Source organism: Micromonospora sp. CPM1 (assembly GCF_023896895.1).
In the GTDB taxonomy this organism is placed as follows: Bacteria; Actinomycetota; Actinomycetes; order Mycobacteriales; family Micromonosporaceae; genus Micromonospora; species Micromonospora tulbaghiae.
In genome coordinates this window covers 22,870-46,915 of the sequence record NZ_JAMHIU010000023.1, presented here as the reverse complement: position 1 = coordinate 46,915, position 24,046 = coordinate 22,870, and the positions used below count along the sequence as shown (strand labels likewise).

The window sequence follows — 24,046 nt, the reverse complement described above, 5'->3', positions numbered from 1 at the left end:
GCGCATGCAGCGATCTTGCAAAATGCTTGCAGAGGAGTCGCGCCGGCCCGCACACGTAGCGACGGCAGGAAGGTGCACATGGAGTTTCGGGTCCTCGGGCCGGTGGAGATCTGGTCCGAGGGTGTCCGCGTCGCCATCGGAGGGCGACAGCCCCGGTTGCTCCTGGCGGCGCTCGTCCTGGAGGCCAACCGACCGGTCCCTGCGGACCGGCTCATCGACCTGATCTGGGCGCAGGCGCCCCCACCCAGCGCACGGGCGACGGTGCAGGCCATGGTCTCGCGCCTACGGGCCACCTTCCGGCAGATCGGTGCATCCGCGCAGCTGCTGAGCGAGCGCGGCGCCTACCGGCTGCACACCGATCCGGCGACAGTCGACGCACACCGCTTCTCCGCCCTCGTCCAGCAGGCCGCAGGCTCTTCCGACGATCTCACCACCGTGGAGTTGCTGGACCAGGCGTTGGACCTGTGGCGAGGTGAGCCACTGCTCGACGTCGTCGACGATTCCGGACGCCAACTGCTCTGTTCGGGTCTCATCGAGGCCCGTTGGACGGCTGCGGAGGACCGGGCGGACGCGCTGCTGCGGCTGGGTCGCACCAGGAGAGTGGTGCGCGAGGTGTCCGACCAGGTGGCCGGACAGCCCTACCGGCATCGCCTCGTCGGTCAGCTCATGACAGCCCTGTACCTCGAGGGCCAGGCCGATCGAGCATCGGAGGTCTACCGCAATCTCCGCACCCGGCTGAACGACGATCTCGGCCTGGAACCGTCACGCGAGCTCAGCCGCCTGCACCGGCTCATCCTCAGGGGTGATCCGGTGCTGCCGGCGGAACGCGACAACGCACTGTCGAGCGTCCCGCACCGTCCGGAAGAGCTGCCACAGGACGTACCGGGTTTCATCGGTAGAACTGACGAGATGACCCGTCTCGACCAGCTGTCGGGCGGATCCAGCGCCACGACGGTCTGGGTTCTCAGCGGAATCCCCGGAGTCGGCAAGACGGCGCTGGCGGTGCGCTGGGCGCACCGGGTACGTGACGCCTTCCCTGACGGTCAGATGTTCATCGACCTGCGCGGCTTCGACGTCGAGCGCCTACCCGTCACACCGTCCGCCGCGCTCGGACAGCTACTTGGTGGGCTCGGTGTCGACCCCCGCGTCGTTCCGGACGATCAGGACGGCCGGGTCTCGCTGTTCCGCTCGACGACGACCGGCCGCAGGATTCTGCTGGTGCTGGACAATGCTCGTGACGCTGACCAGGTGATACCGCTGATCCCGCCCAGCGGCACCGTTCTGATCACCAGCCGTCGCCGGCTCGGCGAGCTGGTCGTCCGGGCCGGCGCCCGATCTTTGCTGCTGGGCGTGCTCAGCCCGACGGACTCCGTACGGCTGCTGGCGGCGATGCTCGGCGACGAGGCCGTTCGGGTCGAGGCCGACGCCGCGGCCCGCCTCGCCCACCTCTGCGGGCACCTGCCACTGGCACTGCGGATAGCGGCAGCGAACCTACAGACGAGCGGCCATCCCCACATCGCCGGACTGGCCGAGGAACTCGACGAGGGCGGTCCTCTCACCAGCCTGACCGTCGACGGTGCCGACGAGGGCGCGGTCACGAAGGCCTTCGCGATGTCGTATCGGGCCCTGCCCACCGCTCAGCAACGAATGTTCCGTCACATCGGGCTGGTCCCCGGTGGCAGCTTCACCGCCCACGTCGCCGCCGCGCTCGAGGGGGTCGCGCCCCCCGTCGCGACGAGAACACTCCGCGCCCTCGCGTCCGCACACCTGATCGAGCACCAGGGAGGCGACAGATACCGGTTTCACGACCTGCTCCGCCAGTACGCCGTGGACCGGCTCGTCACGGAGGACGACGACACCACCCGTCACGACGCCCGGCAGCGTCTGCTTGAGCACTATCGCAGCAGGGCCGACGCCGCCGGACGTCAACTCATCCCCCACTTCCTCAGGCTCCCCGGGCCGGCCCCGCAACAATCGTTTCCCGATGCCGACGAGGCATCGGCGTGGCTGGACGCAGAAGCAGCCAATGTCATCGCGGCGATCAACCACGCCGCCGACCACGGGCATGCACGCTTTGTCTGGCAGCTCACCGACGCCCTACGCGCCTGGTTCCACCAGCGTGGACGCCGCGCCGAGTGGCTGTCCGCAGCCACCGGAGGGCTGGCCGCCGCGGAGGCCGCGAACGACCTGACAGCCCAGGCCAGCATGCACCTGAGCATCGCCCTCGCCCACGTCACCGCCGGCCGATACGAGGAAGCCCGCCAACACCTCCTCGACGGCCTCCGCATCAACGCCCATGACCGGTGGCCGGAGGGACGCACGGCCCTGTTGAACAATCTCAGCGCGGTGCACCAGCGCCTCGGCAACCCCCGAGCCGCAATCGACTGCGCCCGACAATCCCTGGAGCTCAACCGGCAATACCGCAACGACGGCGGCGAGGCCATGTCCCTCGCCAACCTCGGCTTCGCACACTGGCAGCTCGGCGCGCTGTCACAGGCGGACCAGCACATCCGGGACGCACTGGCCTGCGCGGAACGGAGCGGCTCACGATACAACGAAGCGGTTCTTCTGGTTGACCTCGCGGGCATCCGCCGCGACCGTGGAGACCGGGAAGCCGCCGAGGAGTTGTACGACCGGGCGCTGGTCGCCAACCGCGATCTGGGCTATCAGTACGGCGAGGCGACGGCGCTCAGCGGACGTGCGTTGTTGTGGTCGATGACGGACCGCGCACCAGGTGCCTGCGCCGACGCGCGACGTGCAGTGGCGTTGACGCAGGAGATCGGCGACGCCGGCACCGAGGCGTGGGCACGCGAGGCTTACGGCCGTGTGCTGCTGGCCGCTGAACGGCCGGCAGAGGCAGCCGAGGAACACCGCCTGGCGCTCGACCTGGCCCGGCAGACCCGGTTCGTGTGGTGCGAGGCGAGTGCGCTGGTGGGGCTGGCGGCGGTGTGCCTGGCCACCGAGCAGCCCGACGTCGCTCGCGAGCACGCCAAGGCCGCGCTGCGCATGGCGACCGAAGCCGGTTACCGGCTGATCGAGTCGCGCACGCTTGGACTGTTGAAGACGCTCGACGACTGAATTGTCGTGACCGGGCCCGACGACTACCCGCGCAAGGACCTGACCGTCACGTACTTGCCGGACGCCGCCAACGGCATCAGCACGGGCACCGGCGGATATCTGGCACCGGCCCAGCACGGGCCGCGGCAGGGTGGGTACGACGTATTCCAGCGGGCCACCGAGGAGGCGCTGGGGCGGGCCGGCGTGCGCGTCCGCTGGGTCGAGGACTGGGACTACTCGCACTACGTCGGTACGGCCGGTGGCGACATCCACTGCGTCACCAACGTCCAGCGCGACCTGGGCGGCACCACGCCCTGGTGGCGTCCCGCTCGATGAATCCACCAAGGTGGCCGGCAGTGTGCGACGTACCGTCGCCGCTGCCGGCCGTCTTGGTCGCCCGCAAGGGTGTCCGACCACCACGAGTGGCGGAAACCGGATGTCGTGTCGCCGCTGTCATCCGGCTGCCATGATCGGCAGGACAGGCCCTGGGCTCAGGGCTGGGACGCCACGGTGAGCTTTGCGATGTCTGGGGCATAGACGGCCATCCAGTGCGGATGCAGCCGGTAGTAGACCACGTCGTTGTCCCAGTCGAAGAGGTCGTCGCCGTAGAAGTCCTTCAAGTACGCGAGCACGTCCGGCCAGTCCGTGGCCTGGTCGCCGTTGCGGGGGTTGAGAATCTCCACCTTGCCGTGCGTGAAGACGCCGAGGTCCTCACCGCGCATATGTGCGGCGCTGACGGCGGGCCGCGCCGCGAGGTGACGCGCCTTGGCGGCGTCGGGCGCCGTGCCGAAGTACCACTTGCCTCGCAGGAAGTGCCCGTCGACACCGCTGATCCGCGGCTCACCCTTCGCCGTCACGCTGGACAGAGCGAGGGTGCACATGCCGGTGAGGACCTGGGTGAGCTGCTCCGCGTTCAGTGTGCGCGCGGTGTTGATGATCGAGCGGAGGTGGGAGGTGGAGCCGGCGAGGGAGGCGTCAAGGAGGGCTTGGAGCTTTTCGAGATCTTCTGGGGTTTCGCGCATGGAAGTTCTTGTCTCTCCGCATCTGTCTGCGCCGGTGGTCCGCGCCTCTCACCGGCGCCGACCGATGAACCCATGCTCCACCCAAAACCTGACACCTTGCGTCATGATGATATTCGCCGCCTGCACGGCCGCCCGGATCGGCGAGGTTTCCGGCGTGCGGGCCGAGGACATCGACCGGGAAACGTGGATGTGGACAGTGCGCCGCCAGACCACACCCAGCCCCGGTGGCCTCATCGACAAGGGCACCAAGGGGAAACGCGCCCGGACCGACCTGCGGCACACCGGCCTCACCCGGGATGGCCGACGCCGGCGTACCGGTGCACGTCCTACGGAAAATCGCCGGAGACGGATCGCTGACCACGACCCAGCGCTACCTACACCCCGACCGGCAGTCGATCACGGACGCCGGAACGGCGCTGGCGCTCAGCGCCCACTTGAAGGCCCGCCGGTCCCCAGGCGGTCCCTAGCTACGCGCCCTCTTAATCAGTAATGCCCACTAGCCCAAGACGAACCAGAGGCCGTTGACCGCTCCCACCTGCCTCAGTGGGGTGGCAGTGGTGCGGCGGATCTGTCGCAAGCCAGCGAGCAGGCTCGATGGTCGCCGAGCAGGGATATCTCACGCCGCCCTTCGGCCTCACCGCTCGCACAGCCCGCTTGATCCCCGGCAGCACGGTGGTCCGGTCCGAACCTGCCGGCCGGACACGACGCTGCGCGACGAGTCAGGGCGATCGAGGCGTATCCCGATCTCGACGGGGTCCTCGATACGCGGCCTCGACGAGCGACGGAGTTACGAGACATCCTCTAGCCGCCGCCGAGCGGGTGTACCAGGATGACCTGATCAACAACCATCCTTACGCCTCGGCGAGCAAGCTGATCCCTGCCGTCGCGCTGACCGGCCGATTCAACGAGGCGCTGCCGCACACCGAGGCCATGTGGGCCGGCTGGTGCCGGGCGGGCCGGCCCCCGCCCTCTGGCTGTGGCTCCCCGTCAGCTTTATAGATCGTGTACCGACCGGACTTGCGGCAGCCGGTCCTCGGTCAGCACGATCGTCACCCGGGGGTGTCCGGGAGGAGTGCGCCGGGGCCGTCCGGCACGTCCACACGCGGGTCGATCGGCGGGTACACCTCGGGATCGAGGTCGGGGTTGGTCATCGGCTCAGTATTCGACGCCACCGCCGGGACCGCCCGCCGAGCACGACGGCGGGCGACGCTCGCCGGCGCGACAGCCGGAGGAAGCGGCCCTCGATGCGCGGTGAGCGCGACGAGGGCCGCGGCCTGGGCGGGTGGCAGCGGACGGCGGGCGGTGGTCAGTCGGGCGGGGCCATCCGGCGACGCAGTTCCCGCTTGAGCACCTTGTGGCTCGGCCCGAGCGGCAGGTCGTCGACATACCGGACCTGCCGCGGGTACTTGTGCCGGCCCAGATGCTCCCGCGACCAGTCGATCAGCTCCTGCTCGTCGGGCAGGCCCGGGCTGGCCGGGTCCACCACCACCACCGCGCAGACCTCCTCGCCGTGACGCGGGTCGGGCACCCCGATCACCGCCACCTGGCCGACCGCCGGGTGCCCGGCAAGGACCTCCTCCACCTCGCGTGGGTAGACGTTGAAGCCACCCCGGATGATCATGTCCTTCTTCCGGTCGATGATGGTGATGAACCCGTCGGCGTCCTTGCGTCCCAGGTCACCGCTACGGAACCAGCCGTCCACCACCGCCTCCGCGGTCGCCTCGGGCCGCCCCAGGTAACCGGCGAAGACGTTGTGCCCCCGGATGACGATCTCGCCGAGCTCTCCGGTCGGCAGCAGCTCGATTCGCTCGTCCACCTCCGCGCGGGCGATCTCCACCTCCACGCCCCAGACCGGGTGCCCGATGGTCCCGGCGCGGGTGCCGAAGTGCGGCTGGTTGGTGGTGGCGGTGGGTGAGGTCTCGGAGAGCCCGTACCCTTCGAAGACCGTCGTCTGGAAGGCGGCGTGGAACCGTTCCAGCACGGCCACCGGCAGCGACGCCCCGCCGGAGACGCAGAGCCGCAGCCGGGGCAGGTCGTCCCGGTCCCGGGCGGCGTCGAGCAGCGCCACGTACATGGTGGGCACGCCGTGGAAGACGTCCACCCCCTCACGCAGCATCAGGTCGATGGCGGCCGGCCCGGTGAACCGGCTCAGCAGCACCAGCGTCGCGCCGATCCGGAAGGTGCCGTTCATCGCCACCGTCTGGCCGAAGCTGTGGAACAGCGGCAGGCAACCGAGCACTACGTCCGTCCTGCGCGCGTCGTTGGCGTCGAAGACGTTCACGGTGGCGTTCATGACCAGGTTGAGGTGGGTGAGCACGGCGCCCTTGGGCACCCCGGTGGTGCCGCTGGTGTAGAGCACCACCGCCGGGTCCTCCGCCGACCGGGTGACGTACGACGGCAGCGGTGGCAGCGGGTGGCTCAGCTCCTCCAGGCGGGGCGCGACCGCGCCGGCAGCAGCCGGCCCGACGGTCACCAGCGGCACGCCGGCCGCCGCCGCGGCGGCGGCGCCCAGGGCGAGCTGGGAGCTGTGGCACACCAGCAGCTTCGTGCCGCTGTCGGTCAGCACGTGCGCCGCTTCGTCCACGGTCAGCAGCAGGTGCACCGGGACGAGCACCGCGCCGGCGGCGAGGGCCCCGTAGTAGACCCGGGGGAAGTCCACCACGTTCGGGGCCAGCAGGGCCACCTTGTCGCCGGGGCCGACCCCCCGCTCGCGCAGCCCGGCGGCGTAGCTGCGCGCCTCCAGCCACAGCTCGGCGTACGTCACCCGGGTGTCGCCGTCGACCACGGCGACGGTGTCGGCGTGCCGGCGGGCGGACTCGGCCAGCACCATGGCCAGCGACAGCGCGGTCATCGGGCCACGCCCCGCACCAGGCGGCTGACCGTCTCGGCGACGCAGACCGGCTTGCCGCCGGCGTCGCTCTCCACGGCGACCGCGGTGACCACCTGCACGCCGCCGTCCACGGGTGACACCCCGGCCAGGGTCGCGGTGGCGCGGACCGCGCTGCCGACCCGGAGCGGGGCCGGGAAGCGCACCCGGTTGAGGCCGTAGTTGACCCCCATGGCCACCCCCTCGACCCGGTAAAGGCCACCGGCCAGCGCCGGCAGCAGGGACAACGTGAGGTAGCCGTGCGCGATGGTGCCGCCGAACGGGCCGGCCGCGGCCCGTCGCGGGTCGATGTGGATCCACTGGCGGTCGTCGGTGGCGTCGGCGAACCGGTCGACCCGTTGCTGGTCGATCCGGAACCAAGGGCCGGGGCCCAGGGTCTCGCCGGTCGCCTCGGCCAACTCCTCGATGGACGCGAAGACCCTCATGCCAGGTGCCCTCCCAGCTTCGTGTAGCCGCGCAGCAGGTCGCGGGAGATGATCAGTCGCTGCATCTCGTCGGTGCCCTCGAAGATCCGGTACAGCCGGACCTGCCGGTACCAGCGCTCGATCGGCAGCTCACGGGTGTAGCCCATGCCGCCGTGGATCTGCAGGACGCGGTCGACCACCCGATTGACCATGCCCGCGCCGTAAAGCTTCGCCATCGAGGAGGCGTGCCGCGGGTCCATGCCCTGCTCGACGGTCCAGGCGGCGCGCAGGATGAGCCAGCGGGCCGCTTCCAGCTCGGTCTCCGAGTCGGCGATCATCCACTGGATGGCCTGGTTGGTGCCGATCTTCGCGCCGAAGGTCTCCCGGGTGTTGGCGTAGTCGATGGCCATCGATAACGCCCGCTCGGCGATGCCGACGGCGTGCGACGGGATAATGTAACGGCCCTTGCCGATCCACTCCATGCCGAGGCTGAAGCCCTGCCCGGGCTCGCCGAGGATGTTGCGCCCGGGTACCCGGACGTCGTCGAAGACCAGCGAGGCGGGGCCACCCTCGCCCATCGTCTGGATGAACTCCGAGCGCCAGCCCATCGACCGGTCCACCAGGAACGCGGTGGCGCCGCCGTGGCGGGCCCCCTTCTCCCGGTCGGTCACCGCGATCACGATGGCGAAGTCGGCGTCGTGACCGCCGGTGATGAAGGTCTTCTCGCCGTTGAGGATCCAGTCGTCGCCGTCACGGCGGGCGCTGAGCTTGATGTTGGCCGCGTCGGAGCCGGCGCCGGGCTCGGTGATCGCGAAGCAGCTGCGCCGCTCCCCCTCGATGGTCGGGACCAGGTACTCGCGCTTCTGCTCGTCATTGGCGTGGAACAGGATGTTGTCCGCCTCGCCGCCGAACCGGAACGGCACGAACGAGCGGCCGAGTTCGGTCCAGATCAGGGACTGGGTGACGGCCGGCAGGTCCATGCCGCCGTACTCCTCCGGGGTGGCCAGCCCCCAGAACCCGAACTTGCGCGCCTTGAGCTGCAACTCGCGCAGCTCGCTGTGCTCCAGTCCGGGCCGGTGCGCCCGTTCCCGCCGCAGCAGCTCCTGCTCCAGCGGCATGACCTCCCGGGTGATGAAGTCGCGGGCGGTGTCGCGGATCGCCCGCTCGGTGTCGGAAAGCGCGAAGTCCATGTCCCCTCCGGGTGCTGGTCCGCCGACGCGCCTCAGCGCGCGCCGCCGTTGACGTACAGGGTCTGTCCGCTGACGTACGACGCGTCGTCGCTGGCCAGGAAGGCGATCACCGAAGCGATCTCGGTCGGCTGGGCGACCCGGCGCAGCGGGGTGTGCTCGGCGACCGTCCGCTGATGCTCCTCCGGGCTGCTGCCGACCCGCTGCGCGGTGGCGGCGGTCATCGCGGTGGCCACGTAGCCCGGGGCTACGGCGTTGACCGTGACGTTGTACGGGCCGAGTTCGATGGCGAGGGTGGCCGTCAGACCCTGCACCCCCGCCTTGGCCGCCGCGTAGTTGACCTGGCCCCGGTTGCCGAGGGCGGAGCGGCTGCTGAGGTTGACCATCCGGCCGTAGCGGGCCGCGACCATGTGCTGTTGGGCGGCCTGGCAGCAGAGGAACATGCTGGTCAGGTTGGTGGTCAGCACCGCCTCCCAGTGTGGCAGTGGCATCTTGAACAGCAGGTCGTCGCGGGTGATGCCGGCGTTGTTCACCAGCACGTGCAACCCGCCGTACGCCTGCACCACCCGGTCGCTCATCGCGGCCACCGCCGCGGGGTCGGTCACGTCGCAGCCGATGCCGACGGCCCGGCCGCCGGCCGCGGTGATCTCGTCGGCGACCGCCCGGCTGCGCTCCTCGTCGAGGTCGACCACGGCGACGGCGGCACCCTCGGCGGCCAGCCGGTGCGCGGTCGCCGCGCCGATGCCCTGCCCGGCGCCGGTGACGACGGCCACCCGGTCGGCGAATCTGGTCACGGTTATCCCCTTTGCTAGAAGGCGTTGACGCCGGTGAGCGCGCGCCCGATGAGCAGCTGCTGGATCTGGCTGGTGCCCTCGTAGAGGGTGGCCACCCGGGCGTCGCGCAGGTACTTGCCGACCGGGTACTCGTCGATGTAGCCGTACCCGCCGAAGACCTGGACGGCGTTGTTGGCCGCCCGGACCGCTGCCTCGCTGGCGAAGAGCTTGGCCATCGAGGCCTCGGTGGCGAACGCCTCGCCCCGGTCCACGAGGTCGGCCACCCGCCACACCAGCAGCCGGGCGGCGGCGGTGTCCACGGCAATGGCGGCGAGCAACTGCTGCACCAGCTGGTGCCCGGCGATCGGCTTGCCGAACTGGGTGCGCTGCCCGGCGTAGCCGACCGCCGCGTCGAGGCAGCCCTGGGCGATGCCGACGCAGCCGGCGGCCACCGACATCCGGCCCTTGGCCAGGGTGGCCAGGGCCAGCCGGAACCCGCCGCCGACCGGGCCGAGGCGCGCCGAGTCGGGCACCCGGACGGCGTCGAAGCGCAGCTCACCGGTTGCCTGCCCGCGCAGCCCGAGCTTGCCGTGGATCTCCCTCCGGGTGAGCCCGGCGACGTTGGTGGGCACCAGGAACGCGCTGATGCCCCGGTGTCCGGGTCCGCCGGTGCGGGCGAAGAGCAGGACCACGTCGGCCACGGTGCCGTTGGTGATGAACGTCTTCGCGCCGGTGATCAGCCAGTCGCCGCCGTCGCGGGTCGCCCGGGTGGTCAGCGCGGCCGCGTCCGAGCCACTGTCCGGTTCGGTCAGGGCGAAGCAGCCGAGCGCGGTGCCGGCGCAGAGCCGGGGCAGCCACTCGGCCCGCTGCGCGGCGGACCCGTACGCGGCGATGGCCTTGGCGACCAGCCCGAGCGACACCGAGACGATGCCCCGGACGGCGGAGTCGCCCCGGCCGAGCTCTTCCAGCACCAGGCAGTAGGAGAGGTGGTCGCCGCCGGACCCGCCGTCTTCCTCGGAGATGGTCAGCCCGAGGAAGCCCAGCCGGCCGAGCTTGTCCACGATCTCCGGGTCGACCGACTCGCGTCGGTCCCAGGCCGCGGCGTGCGGGACCACCTCACGGTCGACGAACTCGGCGGCGAGCTGACGAACCGCCGCCTGCTCCGCGGAGAGCTGAAGGTCCATGCGACATAAACTAGCGCTGCAAGTTTAAGTACGTCCAGACCCGGCTGTGGCAGAGTTGCCGCGGGCCGACGAGTGAGCGAGGGAGGCGCGGATGCCCCGGCCGAGGCAGGCGTTGCTCAGCCGGCAGCGGATCGTCGATGCCGCCGCCGCGCTGATCGACGCGGACGGGCTGGAGGCGTTCTCCACCCGCCGGCTCGCTGCCGAACTCGGCGTACGCGGGCCCTCGCTCTACAACCACTTCGCCACCAAGGACGACATCCTCGACGCAGTGGCCGACAGCGTGACCGCCCAGGTGGACGTCTCCTTCTTCGGGCGCCTGGACTGGCGCGAGGCGCTGCGCCGGTGGGGGCACTCGTATCGGGCGGCACTGGCCGCGCACCCGAACATCGTGCCGTACCTGGCCCGCGGGCCGGGCCGGCGGCCGGCAGCGCTGGCGATGGCCGACACGGTCTACGGCGGGCTCGTCGCTGCCGGCTGGCCGCCCGCGCGCGCGACGCACATCGGCGCGCTGATGCGCTACTTCGTGGCGGGCTCCGCGCTCGGATCGTTCGCCCGTGGCTTCGTCGAGGACCCGGGGTTGTACGGGGAGCGGTATCCGCACCTGACCCAGGCGCACCGGCTCGCCGAGCATCAGCAACGGGTGGACGAGGGCGCCTTCGCGCTCGGCCTCGACGCACTCATTGATGGGCTATCCCGCACCTACGAGGAGCACATCGGGCCGCTACCACCCCCTCCGCACCCAACTGCCCAACAATGAGGGCGAGCATCTGATCGCGCCGACGAGGATCGCCGATCGCCCCGATAACCTTCACCGATTGATCGATGATTTCCTCGGCAGCACCCGCATCGTTGATCTTGACTGCTGCCGCGACTTCGGTGAACGCGACGGCGCGTAGCTGGACATGTCGAACGATGCACACCGATGACGAACTTGGTTGCCGCACCACGTGAACGGGGTTTTCGGGGGGCGGTTCAAATCTCCATCGAAGAAACTCAAAGCCCTGACCAGTGTTCCCGCTGGTCAGGGCTTTTTTCTTTGTCGGGACGGCCGGATTCGAACCGACGACCCCTTGACCCCCAGGACGATTTGGTAAGCGTTCCCGCACGTCACGGACGCTATCCCCAAGATCAGGACGTGCGGTCAACGCCATGCCGCGCGCCATCGCGCAGGCCGTGTGGTCCCTGCTTGGCCCCCGGGACGCTGAACCGCTCGACGAGCTCAGCACACGGCTTAAGCTCGGCGTTCCTGGGAGTCTGAGGCCCTTTAGGTGCGGAGGACTGTGGCGATGAGGTCCGGGCGTAGTGCGGACCGTGATTGACGCAGTGGCTATGCTGCCCGCCGTGCGAGCTGTGTGGTTCATGTGGGCGGGTGCGTTTCTCAGCCTGGCTAACGTCGCGGCTGGTTGGGGCTGGGCCTTGGTTGACGCCGATCTTCGTCTGATGACCTCCGCCCCGCAGGGGATCGACTGGAGCCAGACGAGCGTCTGGTTGGGCGTGCCGGCCGCGTTGAGCGTCGTTTTGATGACGGCCGCTATCCGTCGTTCGATGGCTCTACTGTCGGTGGGTGCCGTCATGATGGGAGTGCTGTTCGTCCCGTGTGGCGCCTGGGCATTGTTCATCAACCACAAGGGAATGGACGGGGCCAACCTCGACTCATGGGCCGTGGCCGCCCATCTGGTCGGCATGTTCCTCGCGTTGCCCGTTGTGGTCATCGCAGGCTGGCTGCATTGCCGCGACAGCGGCTGACAGGGCGCCTAGCCGACAACGGACCCGGTGAAGAGCGCTTACGGCAGTGCTACGGCAGCCGGAATCCTGCCCTCACGCTTGAGACTTGACCAGCGGTCAAGGAGCGCTACTGGACAGCGCACTTGAACGGCGTGGTCCCCAGAAAGCCGGAAAGGCCGGCCCGATATTTCGGGACCAGCCCTCTGACCTGCTACTTCATCCTGTCGGGACGGCCGGATTCGAACCGACGACCCCTTGACCCCCAGTCAAGTGCGCTACCAAGCTGCGCCACGTCCCGATGCCCCCGCCAGGTCTCCCCCGCGGCAGCCGGTACAGCTTAGCGCAGGATCTTCGCACCGCGCGCACAGGCCCCTCCTGCGCCGCGCGCCACACCCCCTAGAGCGTCCTAGGAGGGTGTGGCGCGGCAACAAAGCGGCAAACAGCGAGCAGAAGGTCAGCCGTGCGCCTTGCCCCGGCCGCCGGGGCCCAGCTTCTTGCGCGGGCGTACCGAGATCTCGATCGGGCTGCCCTCGTAGCCGAACTCCTCGCGGAGCTTGCGCTCGACGAAGCGCTGGTAGCCGGCGTCCAGCGGACCGGTGGTGAACAGCACGAACCGCGGCGGGGCCGCCCCGGCCTGGGTGGCGAACAGGATGCGTGGCGCGCGTCCGCCGCGTACCGGGTGCGGGGTGGCCTGGACCAGCGCGGTGAGCCACTGGTTGAGCTGCGCGGTGGGGATGCGCGTCTCCCAGCTGGCGAGCGCCTTGCGCAGCGCGGGTGCGAGCTTGTCGACGGCGCGGCCGGTCTTCGCGGACAGGTTCAGCCGGATCGCCCAGGGGATGCGCCGCAGCTCCCGGTCGATCTCCTTGTCCAGGTAGTAGCGGCGGTCGCCGTCGACGAGGTCCCACTTGTTGAACGCGATGACCAGCGCCCGGCCGGACTCGACGACCATGGTGAGGATCCGCTGGTCCTGCTCGCTGATCACCTCGCTGGAGTCGATCAGCACCACGGCGACTTCGGCCGCCTCGATGGCCGAGGCGGTGCGCAGGCTGGCGTAGTACTCGGTGCCGCTGGCCTTGCCGACCCGCTTGCGCAGGCCGGCGGTGTCGACCAGCTGCCACGTCTCGCCGCCGATCTCGACCAGGCTGTCGACCGGGTCGACTGTGGTGCCGGCGACCGAGTCGACGACCGCCCGCTCCTCGCCGGAGAAGCGGTTGAGCAGGCTGGACTTGCCGACGTTGGGGCGGCCGACCAGCGCTACCCGGCGGGGGCCGCGCGGCCGGTTCTCCACGATCTTCGGCGCCTCGGGCAGCGCGTCCAGGATGGCGTCGAGCAGGTCGCCGGAGCCGCGGCCGTGCAGCGCCGACACCGGGAACGGTTCGCCGAGGCCGAGCGACCACAGCGCGGTCGCCTCCATCTCGATGTTGGTGTTGTCGGCCTTGTTGGCCACCAGGATCACCGGCTTGGCGCTGCGGCGCAGCATCTTCACCGCGGCCTCGTCCACGTCGGTCGATCCGACCATGGCGTCCACCACGAACAGCACCACGTCGGCGGTGCCCACCGCGATCTCGGCCTGGGCGGCGATGGCCGCGGCCCGGTCCTTGGCGTCGGGCTCCCAGCCGCCGGTGTCCACCACTGTGAACGACCGGCCGTTCCACTGCGCGTCGTAGGGCACGCGGTCCCGGGTCACACCGGGGATGTCCTCCACGACCGCCTGGCGGCGGCCGATGATGCGGTTGACCAGCGTGGACTTGCCGACGTTGGGGCGGCCGACCACTGCCACGACGGGCTGCGGGCCGGTCGGCTCACCGGAGTCGACCTCCGGCTCGCGCAACTCCACCCAGCCACCGAAATCATCGTCACTCATGCCACGCCCCGCTCCGTGAGCATCTCGCGCAAGCGAGCCACGACCTCGTCGATGCCCAGCTCGGTGGTGTCCAGCACCACCGCGTCGGGGGCCTGCTGGAGCGGGTTGACCTTGCGGGTCGAGTCGAGCCGGTCCCGGCGGGCCAGGTCGGCGGCGGTCGCCGCGACGTCGGCCGCGTCCTCGGCGCTGCGCCGCTTCGCGCGCGCCGCCTCGGAGGCGGTCAGGTACACCTTCAGCTCCGCGTCCGGCGCGACCACCGAGCCGATGTCCCGGCCTTCGACCACGATCCGGCCCGCGTCGGCGATCACCCGCCGCTGCCGGTCCACCAGCAGTTCGCGTACGGCGGCGACGGCGGCGACAGCGGACACCGCCTTGGTCACCTCGGCGCCGCGGATGGCGGTGGACACGTCGGTGCCGTCGACGGTCACGGCGTACCCCTGGGGGTCGGTGCCGATGCGGAGGTCGGCCTCGGCGGCGACCTTGGCCACCGACTCGGTGTCGGTGAGTTCCACGCCGGAGCGCAGGACCGCCCAGGTCAGCGCCCGGTACATGGCGCCGGTGTCGAGGTAGCGGGCGCCGAGGCCCGTGGCCAGTCGCCGCGACACGGTGGACTTCCCCGAACCGGACGGCCCGTCCACAGCGACCACGCATCGCCCGGCCGGTACGTTTTCCTCCACCGTTGTCCTCCTCAGCCCGTACCTCGCGGGTCGCCCCGGTTTGTCGGGCGCCGTTGAGCGGATGTTCCGTCTTGAATCATGCCCGCGCCGCGCGGGCGTCCCACCGGGCCGGCGTGTGCCGGCCCGCGGACCGCGTCGAAGCCTACCGGGAGCCGTACCCCGATCGTCGGGGTCAGTCACCCACGGCCTTGAACAGGGCGGCGACCTCCGCGTTGGTCAGCCGCCGCATCCGCCCGGTGCGCAGGTCGCCGAGCTTGATCGGACCGATCGAGGTACGGATCAGACGGCTCACCGGGTGTCCCACCTCGGCCATCAGGCGCCGGACGATGTGTTTGCGCCCCTCGTGCAGGGTCAGCTCCACCTGGGCGGTTTTGCCCAGCGTGTCGACCAGCTTGAACCCGTCGACCTTCACCGGCCCGTCCTCCAGCTCGACACCGGCGGCCAGCCGCTTGCTCAGGTTGCGCGGGATCGGCCCGGCGACCTCGGCGAGGTAGGTCTTGAGTACCTCGTACGACGGGTGCATGAGTTTGTGGGCGAGGGTGCCGTCGTTGGTGAGCAGGAGCAGGCCCTCGCTGTCGGCGTCCAGCCGCCCGACGTGGTAGACCCGCTGCTCCAGCCGCGCGCCGATGAAGTCGGCGAGCTCGGTGCGGCCCTTCTCGTCAGCCATGGTGGTGACCACCCCGCGCGGCTTGTTCATCGCCACGTAGACCAGGCGGACGTCGGCCTGCAGCCGCTCTCCGTCGACGACGATCACGTCGCGGGCCGGGTCGGCCTTGTCGCCGAGCTGCGCCACCCGCCCGTTCACTGTGACCCGGCGCCGGAAGATCAGGTCCTCGCAGGCGCGCCGGGAACCCACCCCCGCGGCGGCGAGCACCTTCTGCAGGCGCTCGGCGCCCTCGTACACGGGGGCGTCGGGCTTCGGGGCACGGTCATCGCGTCGCATCGGCAAGCTCTTCTACGTCGTCGGGAAGGAACGGGGCGAGCGGCGGCAGGTCGTCCACCGAGTTCAGCCCCAGCTTCTCCAGGAACATGGTGGTGGTCCGGTAGAGGTAGGCACCGCTGTCCGCCTCGGTGCCGCACTCCTCGACCAGGCCGCGACCCACCAGGGTACGGAGCACCCCGTCGCAGTTGACACCCCGGATGGCCGAGATGCGCGAACGGGTCACCGGCTGCCGGTAGGCGACCACGGCGAGGGTCTCCAGCGCGGCCTGGGTCAGCCGCACGGACTGCCCGTCCAGTACGAACCGTTCCACGTACGTCGCGTATTCCGGCCGGGTGTAGAGACGCCAGCCACCCGCGGCCCGGCGCAGGTCGAACCCGTGCCCTGCGGCGGTGTACCCGGCGGCGATCTCGTCGAGCATCGCGCCGACCCGCTCGGGGGCCTGTTCGAGGATCTCGGCCAGGACCAGCTCGCTCACCGGCTGGTCCACCACGAGCAGGATCGCCTCCAGGGCGCCGCGCAGCTCCGCGTCGTCCAGGACCGGCGCGGGCACCGGTTCCGGCGCGGCTCGCCGCCGTCCCCGCTTCGGGGGTACGCCCTCAGCACCCGCTCCCCCGCTCGCCTCCGGCGCCGCGTCCCGCGCGGGCAGGCCGACGTCTCCCCCGGCGTCGTCCGTCCCGGCCTCTCCCGAGATCTTGGTACGGTCCCGCCCTCCGAGGGGCGTCCCCGTACCAAGATCCCCCTGAACCGTGGCGATCTTGGAAGGAATGGGCCCCTCTGAGGGCCCTTCGCTTCCAAGATCCGCCGCGGAATCCGGTGTCGCGTCGAGATCTGCTTCCCGGGAATCGGTGGTGTCCGCGATCTCGGGTTCCGGCTGCTCGGCGGCCGCGTCGGAATCGTCCGGTGCTAACCGGGGCGGGGCGGGGCGCTCCCACGGTGGCACCCATGCGGCGGCCTGGTCGGCCAGGGAGTCGCGGCGTTCCTCGTCGCTCATCCGTTCACTCCTGCGTCGGTGCGTGTTCGTCCGCCGCCTCGGCGGGCACGGCGGCGTCGGATGCGGCATCTGCGGCGACGTCGCCCGGCACGGCGGCGTCGCTCACCCCGGCGCCGACGTCTGCCGGAGCAGCCGCGGCGTCGGCCGGGGCGGCGGGGACGGACGTGGTCGTGGGTTCGGGGCTGCCGGCGTACTCGTCGACGGTCAGCTCGGCCTCGCCGTCGGCCGGGCCGGTCCAGCGGACGGTCAGTTCCTCCAGCGCCTGCTCCTGCACGAACGCGACAAGGCCCTGCCGGTACAGCTCCAGCAGCGCCAGGAACCGGGCCACCACCTCGAGCGTCATCTCGCAGTCGGCGCAGAGCAGCGAGAACGTGGCGACCCCGGCGCGGCGCAGCCGGTCGGCGATGATGCCGGCGTGTTCCCGGACGCTGACCCGGACCATGTGCACGTGCGCGATGGAGACCTCGGGCACCGGTTTCGGGCTCATCGCCCTGACCGCGAGCTTGCGCAGCCGCTCCGGACCGATGCCGAGCACCAGGTCGGGCAGCGCCTCGGCGTACCGCGGTTCGAGGGTGACCGCCCGCGGGTAGCGCCGGCCGCCGACCGCCTCCAGCTCGGCGATGTGCGCCGCGGCCTCCTTGTACGCCTTGTACTGCAACAGCCGGGCGAACAGCAGGTCCCGCGCCTCCAGCAGCGCCAGGTCCTCCTCGTCCTCGACCTCGGCCGAGGGCAGCAGCCGGGCCGCCTTCAGGTCGAGCAGGGTGGCGGCGACGAGCAGGAACTCGCTCGTCTCGTCCAGGTCCCACTGGTCGCCCATGGCGCGCAGGTACGCGATGAACTCGTCGGTGACCTTGTGCAGCGCGACCTCGGTGACGTCCAGCTTGTGCTTGCTGATCAGCTGGAGCAGCAGGTCGAACGGGCCGGTGAAGTTGTCCAGCCGGACCGTGAAGCCACTCGTCTGTTCGCCGGTGCCCGGATCGGCGGGCACCACACCGTCGACCTCGGCGGCCAGCTCCGCGGCGACGGCGGGGTCGCCGGTGCCGTGCGGCGGGTCGAGGGGCGGTGCGGTCACCGGGAAACCGTAGACGACGCGGCGGGCGGCCGGCGTGCGACCTACCGGTCCGCCTGGGCGGCGATGACCTCCCGGGCGAGCTGCCGGTAGTTGCGCGCGCCCGAGGAGGCCGGGTCGAGGGTGGTGATCGGGGCACCGGCCACCGTGGACTCGGGGAACTTCACCGTCTTGGTGATGACGGTTTGGTAGACCTTGTCGCCGAACGCCTCGACCACGCGCTGCAGCACCTGGCGGCAGTGGGTGGTGCGGCTGTCGTACATGGTGGCGAGGATGCCTTCGAGTTCCAGGTCGAAGTTGAGCCGCTCGCGCACCTTGTCGATGGTGTCCAGCAGCAGCGCGACACCGCGCAGGCTGAAGAACTCGCACTCCAGCGGGATGAGCACGCCGTGCGCGACGGTGAGCGCGTTGATCGCCAGCAGGCCCAGCGAGGGCTGGCAGTCGATCAGGATGAAGTCGTACTCCTTGCGGATGGTGCGCAGCACCCGCGCCAGGGCCATCTCCCGGGCGACCTCGTTGACCAGCTGGATCTCGGCGGCGGAGAGGTCGATGTTCGCCGGTAGCAGGTGCAGCCCGGCCACGTCGGTCTTGATCAGGACGTCCTCGGCGGTGACGTCGTCCTGCATCAGCAGGTTGTAGACCGACAGGTCCAGGTTGTGCGGGTTGACGCCCAGCCCGACGGAGAGGGCGCCCTGCGGGTCGAAGTCGACGAGCAGCACCTTCCGGCCGTACTCGGCCAGGGCCGCGCCCAGGTTGATGGTCGTCGTGGTCTTGCCGACGCCGCCCTTCTGGTTGGCCATCGCGATGATCCGCGCCGGGCCGTGCCGGTCGGTCGGCATGGGTTCGGGGATCGGCTTGCGCATGGTGTACGCGGCCGGGTCGGCGGGGCCGAGATCGGCACCGAGCGTCGCCTGCTGCTCACGGAGCTCCGACGTCCAGGTCTCGGCACGGTCACCGTTTCCTGCCATGTCCTCGTTGCCCCCTCCCGACGACCACCCGGCGTCGGAGCCGTCCGACGTCCCTCGCGGCGCCGCTGCGCACCCCCGGTCCGTCGTACCTGGAGGCCCGCGCCGATGCCGACTGTACGCCACCGGCCAGCAGCACGTTCGGTAGCGGGTCGGCGTGTCGGCCGCCCGTCAGCCGGGTCTCCCGACGCCGGCGCTCAGCGAGCCCGGGGATGGGCTGTCGCGTACACCTCGCGCAGCCGTTCCACTGTCACCAATGTGTAGACCTGGGTGGTGGTCACCGAGGCGTGGCCGAGCAGTTCCTGCACCACGCGCACGTCCGCGCCGCCGTCGAGCAGGTGGGTGGCGTACGAGTGGCGCAGCGTGTGCGGCGAGACCGCGTCGGGTCCGTCGACCGGCAGGCCGGCGCGGGCGGCGGCGCTGCGCAGCACGGTCCAGGCGCCCTGCCGGGTGAGCGGGCCGCCGCGGGCGTTGACGAACACCGCGTGGGTGCCGCGCCCGGCGGCGAGCAGCGCCGGGCGGCCCCGCACCAGCCAGGCGCGCAGCGCGTCGGCCGCGTACCCGCCGACCGGGACCAGCCGGGTCCGGCCGCCCTTGCCGCGCAGCAGCACGGTGCCGGCGTCCAGGTCGAGGTCGTCGACGGCGGCGCCGACCGCCTCGGAGATGCGCGCGCCGGTGCCGTACAGGAATTCCAGCAGCGCCCGGTCGCGCAGCGCGCGGGCGGCGGCGTCGCCGGTGGCACCGGGCGGGCCGGCGGCCTCCAGCAGCCGCAGGACCGCGTCGACGGGCAGCGCGCGGGGCAGCCGGCGCGGCGGCGCGGGCGGGCGGACGTCGCGGCTGGGGTCGGCGCCGGCCAGCCCTTCGCGCAGCGCGAAGCGGTGCAGGCCGCGGACCGCGCTGGCCGCGCGGGCGGCCGAGGAGACGGCGAGCGGCGGGTGGTCGTCGTCGCCCGCGCGCAGCCGGGCCAGGTGGGCCTCGACCTGCGCGGGCCCGGCGGCGGCCAGGTCGTCCACCCCGGCCGCGGCCAGCGTGGCGAGGTAGCGGTCCAGGTCCCGGCGGTACGAGGCGAGCGTGTTCGCGGACAGCCCGCGTTCGACGGTGAGGTGGTCCAGGTAGGTCCGGACCGCACGGCGCAGGGCCGGCGCGGGTTCCGCGCCGGCCGCGCGCACAGCGGTCTCGGTCAGCTCAGCACCTCGTCCAGCGGCAGCACGTCCATGCCGTGCGCCTCGGCGACCGGGCCGTAGACGACCTTGCCGGCGTGGGTGTTCAGGCCCAGCGCCAGCGCCGGGTCGTTGCGCAGCGCCTGCTGCCAGCCCTGGTTGGCCAGTTCGAGGGCGTACGGGAGGGTGACGTTGGTCAGCGCGTAGGTGCTGGTGTTCGGCACCGCGCCGGGCATGTTCGCCACGCAGTAGAAGATCGAGTCGTGGACCTTGTAGACCGGGTCGGCGTGCGTGGTCGGGCGCGAGTCCTCGAAGCAGCCGCCCTGGTCGATGGCGATGTCGACGAGGACGCTGCCCGGCTTCATCCGGGAGACCAGCTCGTTGGAGATGAGCTTCGGGGCCTTCGCGCCGGGCACCAGCACCGCGCCGATGACCAGGTCCGCGTCGAGCACGGCCCGCTCGATCTCGTACGCGTTGGAGGCGACGGTCTGCAGGTGGCCCCGGTAGATGGCGTCGGCGGAGCGCAGCCGGGCCACGTTCTTGTCCAGCAGCAGCACCTCGGACTGCAGGCCCAGCGCGATGGCGGCGGCGTTCAGGCCGGACACGCCCGCGCCGATGACCACGGTCTTGGCCGCGTACACGCCGGACACGCCGCCGGGCAGCACGCCCCGCCCGCCGCCGGTGCGCATCATGTAGAAGGCGCCCACCTGCGGGGCGAGCCGGCCGGCCACCTCGGACATCGGGGCGAGCAGCGGCAGCGACCGGTCGGGCAGCTCGACCGTCTCGTACGCGATGCCGGTGACCTTCCGGTCGACCAGCGCGTCGGTGCACTCGCGGGACGCGGCCAGGTGCAGGTACGTGAACAGCACCTGGCCCTCGCGCATCCGGTGGTACTCCTCGGCGATCGGCTCCTTGACCTTGAGCACCAGCTCGGCGGTGTCCCACACCTCGTCGGCGGTGGCCAGGATCTTCGCGCCCGCGGCGGCGAACTCGTCGTCGGTGATGCTGGAACCGACTCCGGCGCCTGCCTCCACGAAGACCTCGTGGCCGTGGCGGGTGAACTCGTTGACTCCGGCGGGCGTGATCGCCACCCGGTACTCGTGGTTCTTGACCTCGCGGGGGATTCCGACCTTCACGATGCAGACACCTTCCTCCGGGGCGGCTCACCCCCGACTGCGTGGCCGCGCCGGCTCCGTTGCCGGCGCGGTCCTCCTGTCCCGCCGGCGGCAGTCTAGGCCCGTGGGAAGCCCACGGACGGCGACACTGTGACATCCGGTGCCCGCTGGTCCTGACGGTGTGTCAGGCATGCCTCGGACTGCCCGGTGGAGACGCCATCCGCCGAGAGGACAAACTTCGATGACATCTTCCCACCGGCTGGGTGGCGAGGCCGACATGACGTGAACCGATCACTATTGTGTCCGCTCATGACCACTCCTTATCAGCAGTACCCGCAGGGCGTCTCGGACAAGAGCAAGGTCGTCGCGGGTGTTCTCCAGATCCTGCTCGGCGGCTTCGGCATCGGCCGGTTCTACATGGGCGACACCAAGACCGGTGTCATCCAGCTCATCGTCACGCTCGTGACGTGCGGCTTCGGCGCGATCTGGGGCCTCGTCGACGGCATCCTGATCCTCGTCAACGGCGGTGTCGACGGGCAGGGACGCCCGCTGCGCGACTGACTTGCGGCAAACGGAAGGGGCCGCCCGGCGCACTGCGCGCCGGGCGGCCCCTCGTCGTCTGCGGATCAGCGCGGCAGCGGCGCCTCCGGGCGGCGCAGCTCGGTGAAGCCGGTGTCGCGGGCGCGGGCGGCGGCGAGCAGCCCGGCCACGCAGGACGCGTTGGTGATCTCGCCGGCCAGCACCATCCGCACCGCCTCGTCCAGGTCCACCCGGACCACCTGGAGGTCGGCCTCCTCGTCGTGCCGGTCGTGCCGCTGGTCGGCCGGCACGTCGGCCAGGTCGCGGGCCAGGAAGACCCGCACCACCTCGTCGGCGAACCCGGGCGAGCTGTGCAGGTCGACGAGCACGTCGACGCGGCCCGCGGTCAGGTCCGCCTCCTCGGCCAGCTCCCGCAGCGCGGCGGCGGCCAGGTCCTCGCCGCCGACGTCCATCAGCCCGGCGGGCAGCTCCCACAGGTGCCGGCCGACCGGGTGCCGGTACTGGCGGATCAGCACCACCTGACCGGCGTCGTCGAGCGCCACCACCGCGACCGCGCCGACGTGCCGCACGTAGTCGCGGGTCGCGCTGCCACCGCCGGGCATGGTGACGTCGTCGCTGACCACGGAGAAGATCCGGCCGGACCAGATCTCCCGGCGGCCGGTCACCTCGTACCGGTGCTCGACGCCGCTCACGCCGCCTCCCCGCACGCTCGCGCGGACCCGCCGCTCACTTCGCGGACGCCTTCGCGCCACCGCCGCGGGCGGCCTTCTTCGACGCGCCGTCCAGGTCCACCGGCAGCTGGTCGGCCTGCGAGTACGCGACTGCCGCGCCGACGAACGCGGCGAACAGCGGGTGCGGCCGGGTGGGCCGGCTCTTGAGCTCCGGGTGCGCCTGGGTGGCCACGAAGAAGGGGTGCAGGTTGCGGTCCAGCTCGACGAACTCGACCAGCCGCCCGTCCGGCGAGGTGCCGGAGATGGTCAGGCCGGCCTTGGTGAGCTGGTCGCGGTAGGCGTTGTTCACCTCGTACCGGTGCCGGTGCCGCTCGCTGACCTCGGTGCTGCCGTAGGCCTCGGCGACGATCGAGCCCTCGGCCAGCTTCGCCGGGTACGCACCGAGCCGCATGGTGCCGCCCAGGTCACCGCGGCCGGCGACGATGTCCTCCTGGTCGGCCATGGTGGCGATGACCGGGTGCACCGCCTCCTCGTCGAATTCGAGGGAGTTCGCCCCGTCGAGGTTGGCCAGGTGGCGGGCCACCTCGATGGTCATGCACTGCAGGCCGAGGCAGAGGCCCAGCAGCGGGATGCCGTTCTCCCGCGCGTACCGGGCGGTGCCGACCTTGCCCTCGATGCCGCGGACGCCGAAGCCGCCGGGGATCACGATGCCGTCGACGCCGGACAGCGCGGCGGCGGCACCCGCCGGGGTCACGCAGTCGTCGCTGGGCACCCACTTGAGCTGCACCCGGGCGCGGTGGCCGAACCCGGCCGCCCGGATCGCCTCGCTCACCGACAGGTACGCGTCGGGCAGGTCGACGTACTTGCCGACGAGCGCGACGGTGATCGTGTGCCGGGGCTGGTGCACCCGCTCCAGCAGGTCGTCCCAGCGGGTCCAGTCCACGTCGCGGAACGACAGGCCGAGCCGGCGCACCACGTACGCGTCGAGGCCCTCCCGGTGCAGCACCTTCGGGATGTCGTAGATGCTCGGCGCGTCCGGCGCGGCGGTGACCGCCTCCCGGTCGACGTCGCAGTACAGCGACAGCTTCTCCTTGACCTTGTCCGGGATCTCCCGGTCGCAGCGCAGCACCAGCGCGTCGGGCTGGATGCCGATGCTGCGCAGCTGCGCCACCGAGTGCTGGGTCGGCTTGGTCTTCAGCTCGCCCGACGGCGCCAGGTACGGCACCAGCGACACGTGCAGGTAGAAGCAGTTGTCCCGGCCCAGGTCGTGGCGGATCTGCCGGATCGACTCCAGGAACGGCAGCGACTCGATGTCGCCGACCGTGCCGCCGACCTCGGTGATCACCACGTCGGGCACCTGGCCGTCGGCGTCCGGGTCGGCCATGCCGCGGATCCGGGCCTTGATCTCGTTGGTGATGTGCGGGATGACCTGCACCGTGTCGCCGAGGTACTCCCCGCGCCGCTCCTTGGCGATCACCGCCGAGTAGATCTGGCCGGTGGTGACGTTCGCCTTGCCGGAGAGGTCCCGGTCGAGGAACCGCTCGTAGTGGCCGACGTCGAGGTCGGTCTCGGCGCCGTCCTCGGTGACGAAGACCTCGCCGTGCTGGAACGGGTTCATCGTGCCGGGGTCGACGTTCAGGTACGGGTCGAGCTTCTGCATCACCACGCGCAGTCCGCGCGCGGTCAGCAGACTGCCGAGGCTGGAGGCGGTGAGGCCCTTACCCAGCGAGGAGGCGACGCCCCCGGTGACGAAAATGTGCCTGGTCGTCCGTGCTGTAGGGGCCAAGGCCTGCTCCCGTGTCGTCCGTAGCG

At 71.2% G+C, this 24,046-nt stretch carries 21 protein-coding genes, 1 tRNA gene and 1 pseudogene; 6 read left to right on the top strand and 17 right to left on the bottom strand.

Features of this window, described 5'->3' with window-relative positions; genetic code table 11:
- Nucleotides 1–78: 78 nt before the first annotated feature.
- Nucleotides 79–3,078, top strand: a complete 3,000-nt coding sequence (locus M8C11_RS24590; RefSeq protein ID WP_252453491.1) for a BTAD domain-containing putative transcriptional regulator — start codon at nt 79–81, stop codon at nt 3,076–3,078.
- A 6-nt stretch (nt 3,079–3,084) separates the two neighbouring features.
- Nucleotides 3,085–3,393, top strand: coding sequence for a protein-arginine deiminase domain-containing protein (locus M8C11_RS24585; RefSeq protein ID WP_252453488.1), 309 nt, complete (start codon nt 3,085–3,087; stop codon nt 3,391–3,393).
- A gap of 155 nt (nt 3,394–3,548) precedes the next feature.
- Here the strand turns inward: M8C11_RS24585 and M8C11_RS24580 are convergent, their stop codons facing one another.
- Nucleotides 3,549–4,079 (bottom strand): pyridoxamine 5'-phosphate oxidase family protein, encoded by a 531-nt coding sequence (locus M8C11_RS24580; RefSeq protein ID WP_252453485.1) that lies wholly within the window; start codon nt 4,077–4,079, stop codon nt 3,549–3,551.
- A 103-nt stretch (nt 4,080–4,182) separates the two neighbouring features.
- Here M8C11_RS24580 and M8C11_RS30635 point away from each other — a divergent pair.
- Nucleotides 4,183–4,546 (top strand): annotated as a pseudogene (locus M8C11_RS30635) (site-specific integrase); the annotation flags it as partial.
- Nucleotides 4,547–5,385: 839 nt separating this feature from the next.
- Here M8C11_RS30635 and M8C11_RS24575 read toward each other — a convergent pair.
- From M8C11_RS24575 to M8C11_RS24555, 5 genes are read right to left on the bottom strand one after another with little or no spacing between them, the layout of a single operon-like run.
- The gene (locus M8C11_RS24575; RefSeq protein WP_252453482.1) at nt 5,386–6,930 is read right to left on the bottom strand and encodes a long-chain fatty acid--CoA ligase; all 1,545 of its coding nucleotides are present in this window, start codon (nt 6,928–6,930) and stop codon (nt 5,386–5,388) included.
- Nucleotides 6,927–7,391, bottom strand: a complete 465-nt coding sequence (locus M8C11_RS24570; RefSeq protein WP_013477301.1) for a MaoC family dehydratase — start codon at nt 7,389–7,391, stop codon at nt 6,927–6,929. Before M8C11_RS24570 ends, M8C11_RS24575 begins: the two co-directional genes overlap by 4 nt.
- On the bottom strand, nt 7,388–8,560 hold the full coding sequence (locus tag M8C11_RS24565; RefSeq protein WP_116507000.1) for an acyl-CoA dehydrogenase family protein: 1,173 nt from the start codon (nt 8,558–8,560) through the stop codon (nt 7,388–7,390). The genes M8C11_RS24570 and M8C11_RS24565 overlap by 4 nt, the downstream gene beginning before the upstream one ends.
- Nucleotides 8,561–8,592: 32 nt before the next feature.
- The gene (locus tag M8C11_RS24560) at nt 8,593–9,351 is read right to left on the bottom strand and encodes an SDR family NAD(P)-dependent oxidoreductase (RefSeq protein ID WP_252453479.1); all 759 of its coding nucleotides are present in this window, start codon (nt 9,349–9,351) and stop codon (nt 8,593–8,595) included.
- Nucleotides 9,352–9,365: 14 nt separating this feature from the next.
- On the bottom strand, nt 9,366–10,514 hold the full coding sequence (locus M8C11_RS24555; RefSeq protein ID WP_013477304.1) for an acyl-CoA dehydrogenase family protein: 1,149 nt from the start codon (nt 10,512–10,514) through the stop codon (nt 9,366–9,368).
- A 91-nt stretch (nt 10,515–10,605) separates the two neighbouring features.
- Here M8C11_RS24555 and M8C11_RS24550 point away from each other — a divergent pair, with 91 nt between their 5' ends.
- On the top strand, nt 10,606–11,271 hold the full coding sequence (locus M8C11_RS24550) for a TetR/AcrR family transcriptional regulator (RefSeq protein ID WP_252453476.1): 666 nt from the start codon (nt 10,606–10,608) through the stop codon (nt 11,269–11,271).
- Between the two features lie 584 nt (nt 11,272–11,855).
- Complete coding sequence (locus M8C11_RS24545) at nt 11,856–12,260, top strand: hypothetical protein (protein ID WP_139135487.1); 405 nt, start codon at nt 11,856–11,858, stop codon at nt 12,258–12,260.
- Between the two features lie 203 nt (nt 12,261–12,463).
- Here the strand turns inward: M8C11_RS24545 and M8C11_RS24540 are convergent.
- From M8C11_RS24540 to ald, 9 genes are all read right to left on the bottom strand, one after another.
- Nucleotides 12,464–12,537, bottom strand: a tRNA-Pro gene (locus M8C11_RS24540).
- 156 nt (nt 12,538–12,693) lie between these two features.
- A complete protein-coding gene (der, locus tag M8C11_RS24535) occupies nt 12,694–14,103 on the bottom strand; it encodes a ribosome biogenesis GTPase Der (protein WP_252453473.1) in 1,410 nt (469 codons plus the stop codon).
- Entirely contained in the window at nt 14,100–14,780 is a 681-nt protein-coding gene (cmk, locus tag M8C11_RS24530; protein ID WP_252453470.1) for a (d)CMP kinase, read from the bottom strand. The genes der and cmk overlap by 4 nt, the downstream gene beginning before the upstream one ends.
- A gap of 172 nt (nt 14,781–14,952) precedes the next feature.
- On the bottom strand, nt 14,953–15,723 hold the full coding sequence (locus M8C11_RS24525; RefSeq protein WP_252453467.1) for a pseudouridine synthase: 771 nt from the start codon (nt 15,721–15,723) through the stop codon (nt 14,953–14,955).
- On the bottom strand, nt 15,710–16,714 hold the full coding sequence (scpB, locus tag M8C11_RS24520) for an SMC-Scp complex subunit ScpB (RefSeq protein WP_252453465.1): 1,005 nt from the start codon (nt 16,712–16,714) through the stop codon (nt 15,710–15,712). The genes M8C11_RS24525 and scpB overlap by 14 nt, the downstream gene beginning before the upstream one ends.
- A 4-nt stretch (nt 16,715–16,718) precedes the next feature.
- A complete protein-coding gene (locus M8C11_RS24515) occupies nt 16,719–17,786 on the bottom strand; it encodes a ScpA family protein (protein WP_252453462.1) in 1,068 nt (355 codons plus the stop codon).
- Nucleotides 17,787–17,827: 41 nt separating this feature from the next.
- Nucleotides 17,828–18,751, bottom strand: a complete 924-nt coding sequence (locus M8C11_RS24510; protein ID WP_013285595.1) for a ParA family protein — start codon at nt 18,749–18,751, stop codon at nt 17,828–17,830.
- 194 nt (nt 18,752–18,945) lie between these two features.
- Nucleotides 18,946–19,917, bottom strand: coding sequence for a site-specific tyrosine recombinase XerD (locus tag M8C11_RS24505; RefSeq protein ID WP_120570445.1), 972 nt, complete (start codon nt 19,915–19,917; stop codon nt 18,946–18,948).
- Nucleotides 19,918–19,928: 11 nt separating this feature from the next.
- Entirely contained in the window at nt 19,929–21,044 is a 1,116-nt protein-coding gene (gene ald / locus M8C11_RS24500) for an alanine dehydrogenase (RefSeq protein ID WP_018788824.1), read from the bottom strand.
- 225 nt (nt 21,045–21,269) lie between these two features.
- Here ald and M8C11_RS24495 point away from each other — a divergent pair, with 225 nt between their 5' ends.
- Nucleotides 21,270–21,584, top strand: coding sequence for a TM2 domain-containing protein (locus M8C11_RS24495; RefSeq protein ID WP_252453573.1), 315 nt, complete (start codon nt 21,270–21,272; stop codon nt 21,582–21,584).
- 65 nt (nt 21,585–21,649) lie between these two features.
- Here M8C11_RS24495 and M8C11_RS24490 read toward each other — a convergent pair whose 3' ends face one another.
- Nucleotides 21,650–22,255: an NUDIX hydrolase gene (locus M8C11_RS24490; protein WP_013285591.1), complete on the bottom strand. Its 606-nt coding sequence runs from the start codon at nt 22,253–22,255 to the stop codon at nt 21,650–21,652.
- 34 nt (nt 22,256–22,289) lie between these two features.
- Nucleotides 22,290–24,020: a CTP synthase gene (locus M8C11_RS24485; RefSeq protein WP_120570446.1), complete on the bottom strand. Its 1,731-nt coding sequence runs from the start codon at nt 24,018–24,020 to the stop codon at nt 22,290–22,292.
- Between the last annotated feature and the right edge of the window lie 26 nt (nt 24,021–24,046).

Bases quoted from the DNA above. Each gene is read 5' to 3' on its own strand.
- M8C11_RS24590 (WP_252453491.1), top strand. From the start codon at position 79: ATGGAGTTTCGGGTCCTCGGGCCGGTGGAGATCTGGTCCGAGGGTGTC.
- M8C11_RS24580 (WP_252453485.1), bottom strand. From the start codon at position 4,079: ATGCGCGAAACCCCAGAAGATCTCGAAAAGCTCCAAGCCCTCCTTGAC.
- M8C11_RS24575 (WP_252453482.1), bottom strand. From the start codon at position 6,930: ATGACCGCGCTGTCGCTGGCCATGGTGCTGGCCGAGTCCGCCCGCCGG.
- M8C11_RS24570 (WP_013477301.1), bottom strand. From the start codon at position 7,391: ATGAGGGTCTTCGCGTCCATCGAGGAGTTGGCCGAGGCGACCGGCGAG.
- M8C11_RS24565 (WP_116507000.1), bottom strand. From the start codon at position 8,560: ATGGACTTCGCGCTTTCCGACACCGAGCGGGCGATCCGCGACACCGCC.
- M8C11_RS24555 (WP_013477304.1), bottom strand. From the start codon at position 10,514: ATGGACCTTCAGCTCTCCGCGGAGCAGGCGGCGGTTCGTCAGCTCGCC.
- M8C11_RS24550 (WP_252453476.1), top strand. From the start codon at position 10,606: ATGCCCCGGCCGAGGCAGGCGTTGCTCAGCCGGCAGCGGATCGTCGAT.
- der (WP_252453473.1), bottom strand. From the start codon at position 14,103: ATGAGTGACGATGATTTCGGTGGCTGGGTGGAGTTGCGCGAGCCGGAG.
- M8C11_RS24525 (WP_252453467.1), bottom strand. From the start codon at position 15,723: ATGCGACGCGATGACCGTGCCCCGAAGCCCGACGCCCCCGTGTACGAG.
- scpB (WP_252453465.1), bottom strand. From the start codon at position 16,714: ATGAGCGACGAGGAACGCCGCGACTCCCTGGCCGACCAGGCCGCCGCA.
- M8C11_RS24510 (WP_013285595.1), bottom strand. From the start codon at position 18,751: ATGGCAGGAAACGGTGACCGTGCCGAGACCTGGACGTCGGAGCTCCGT.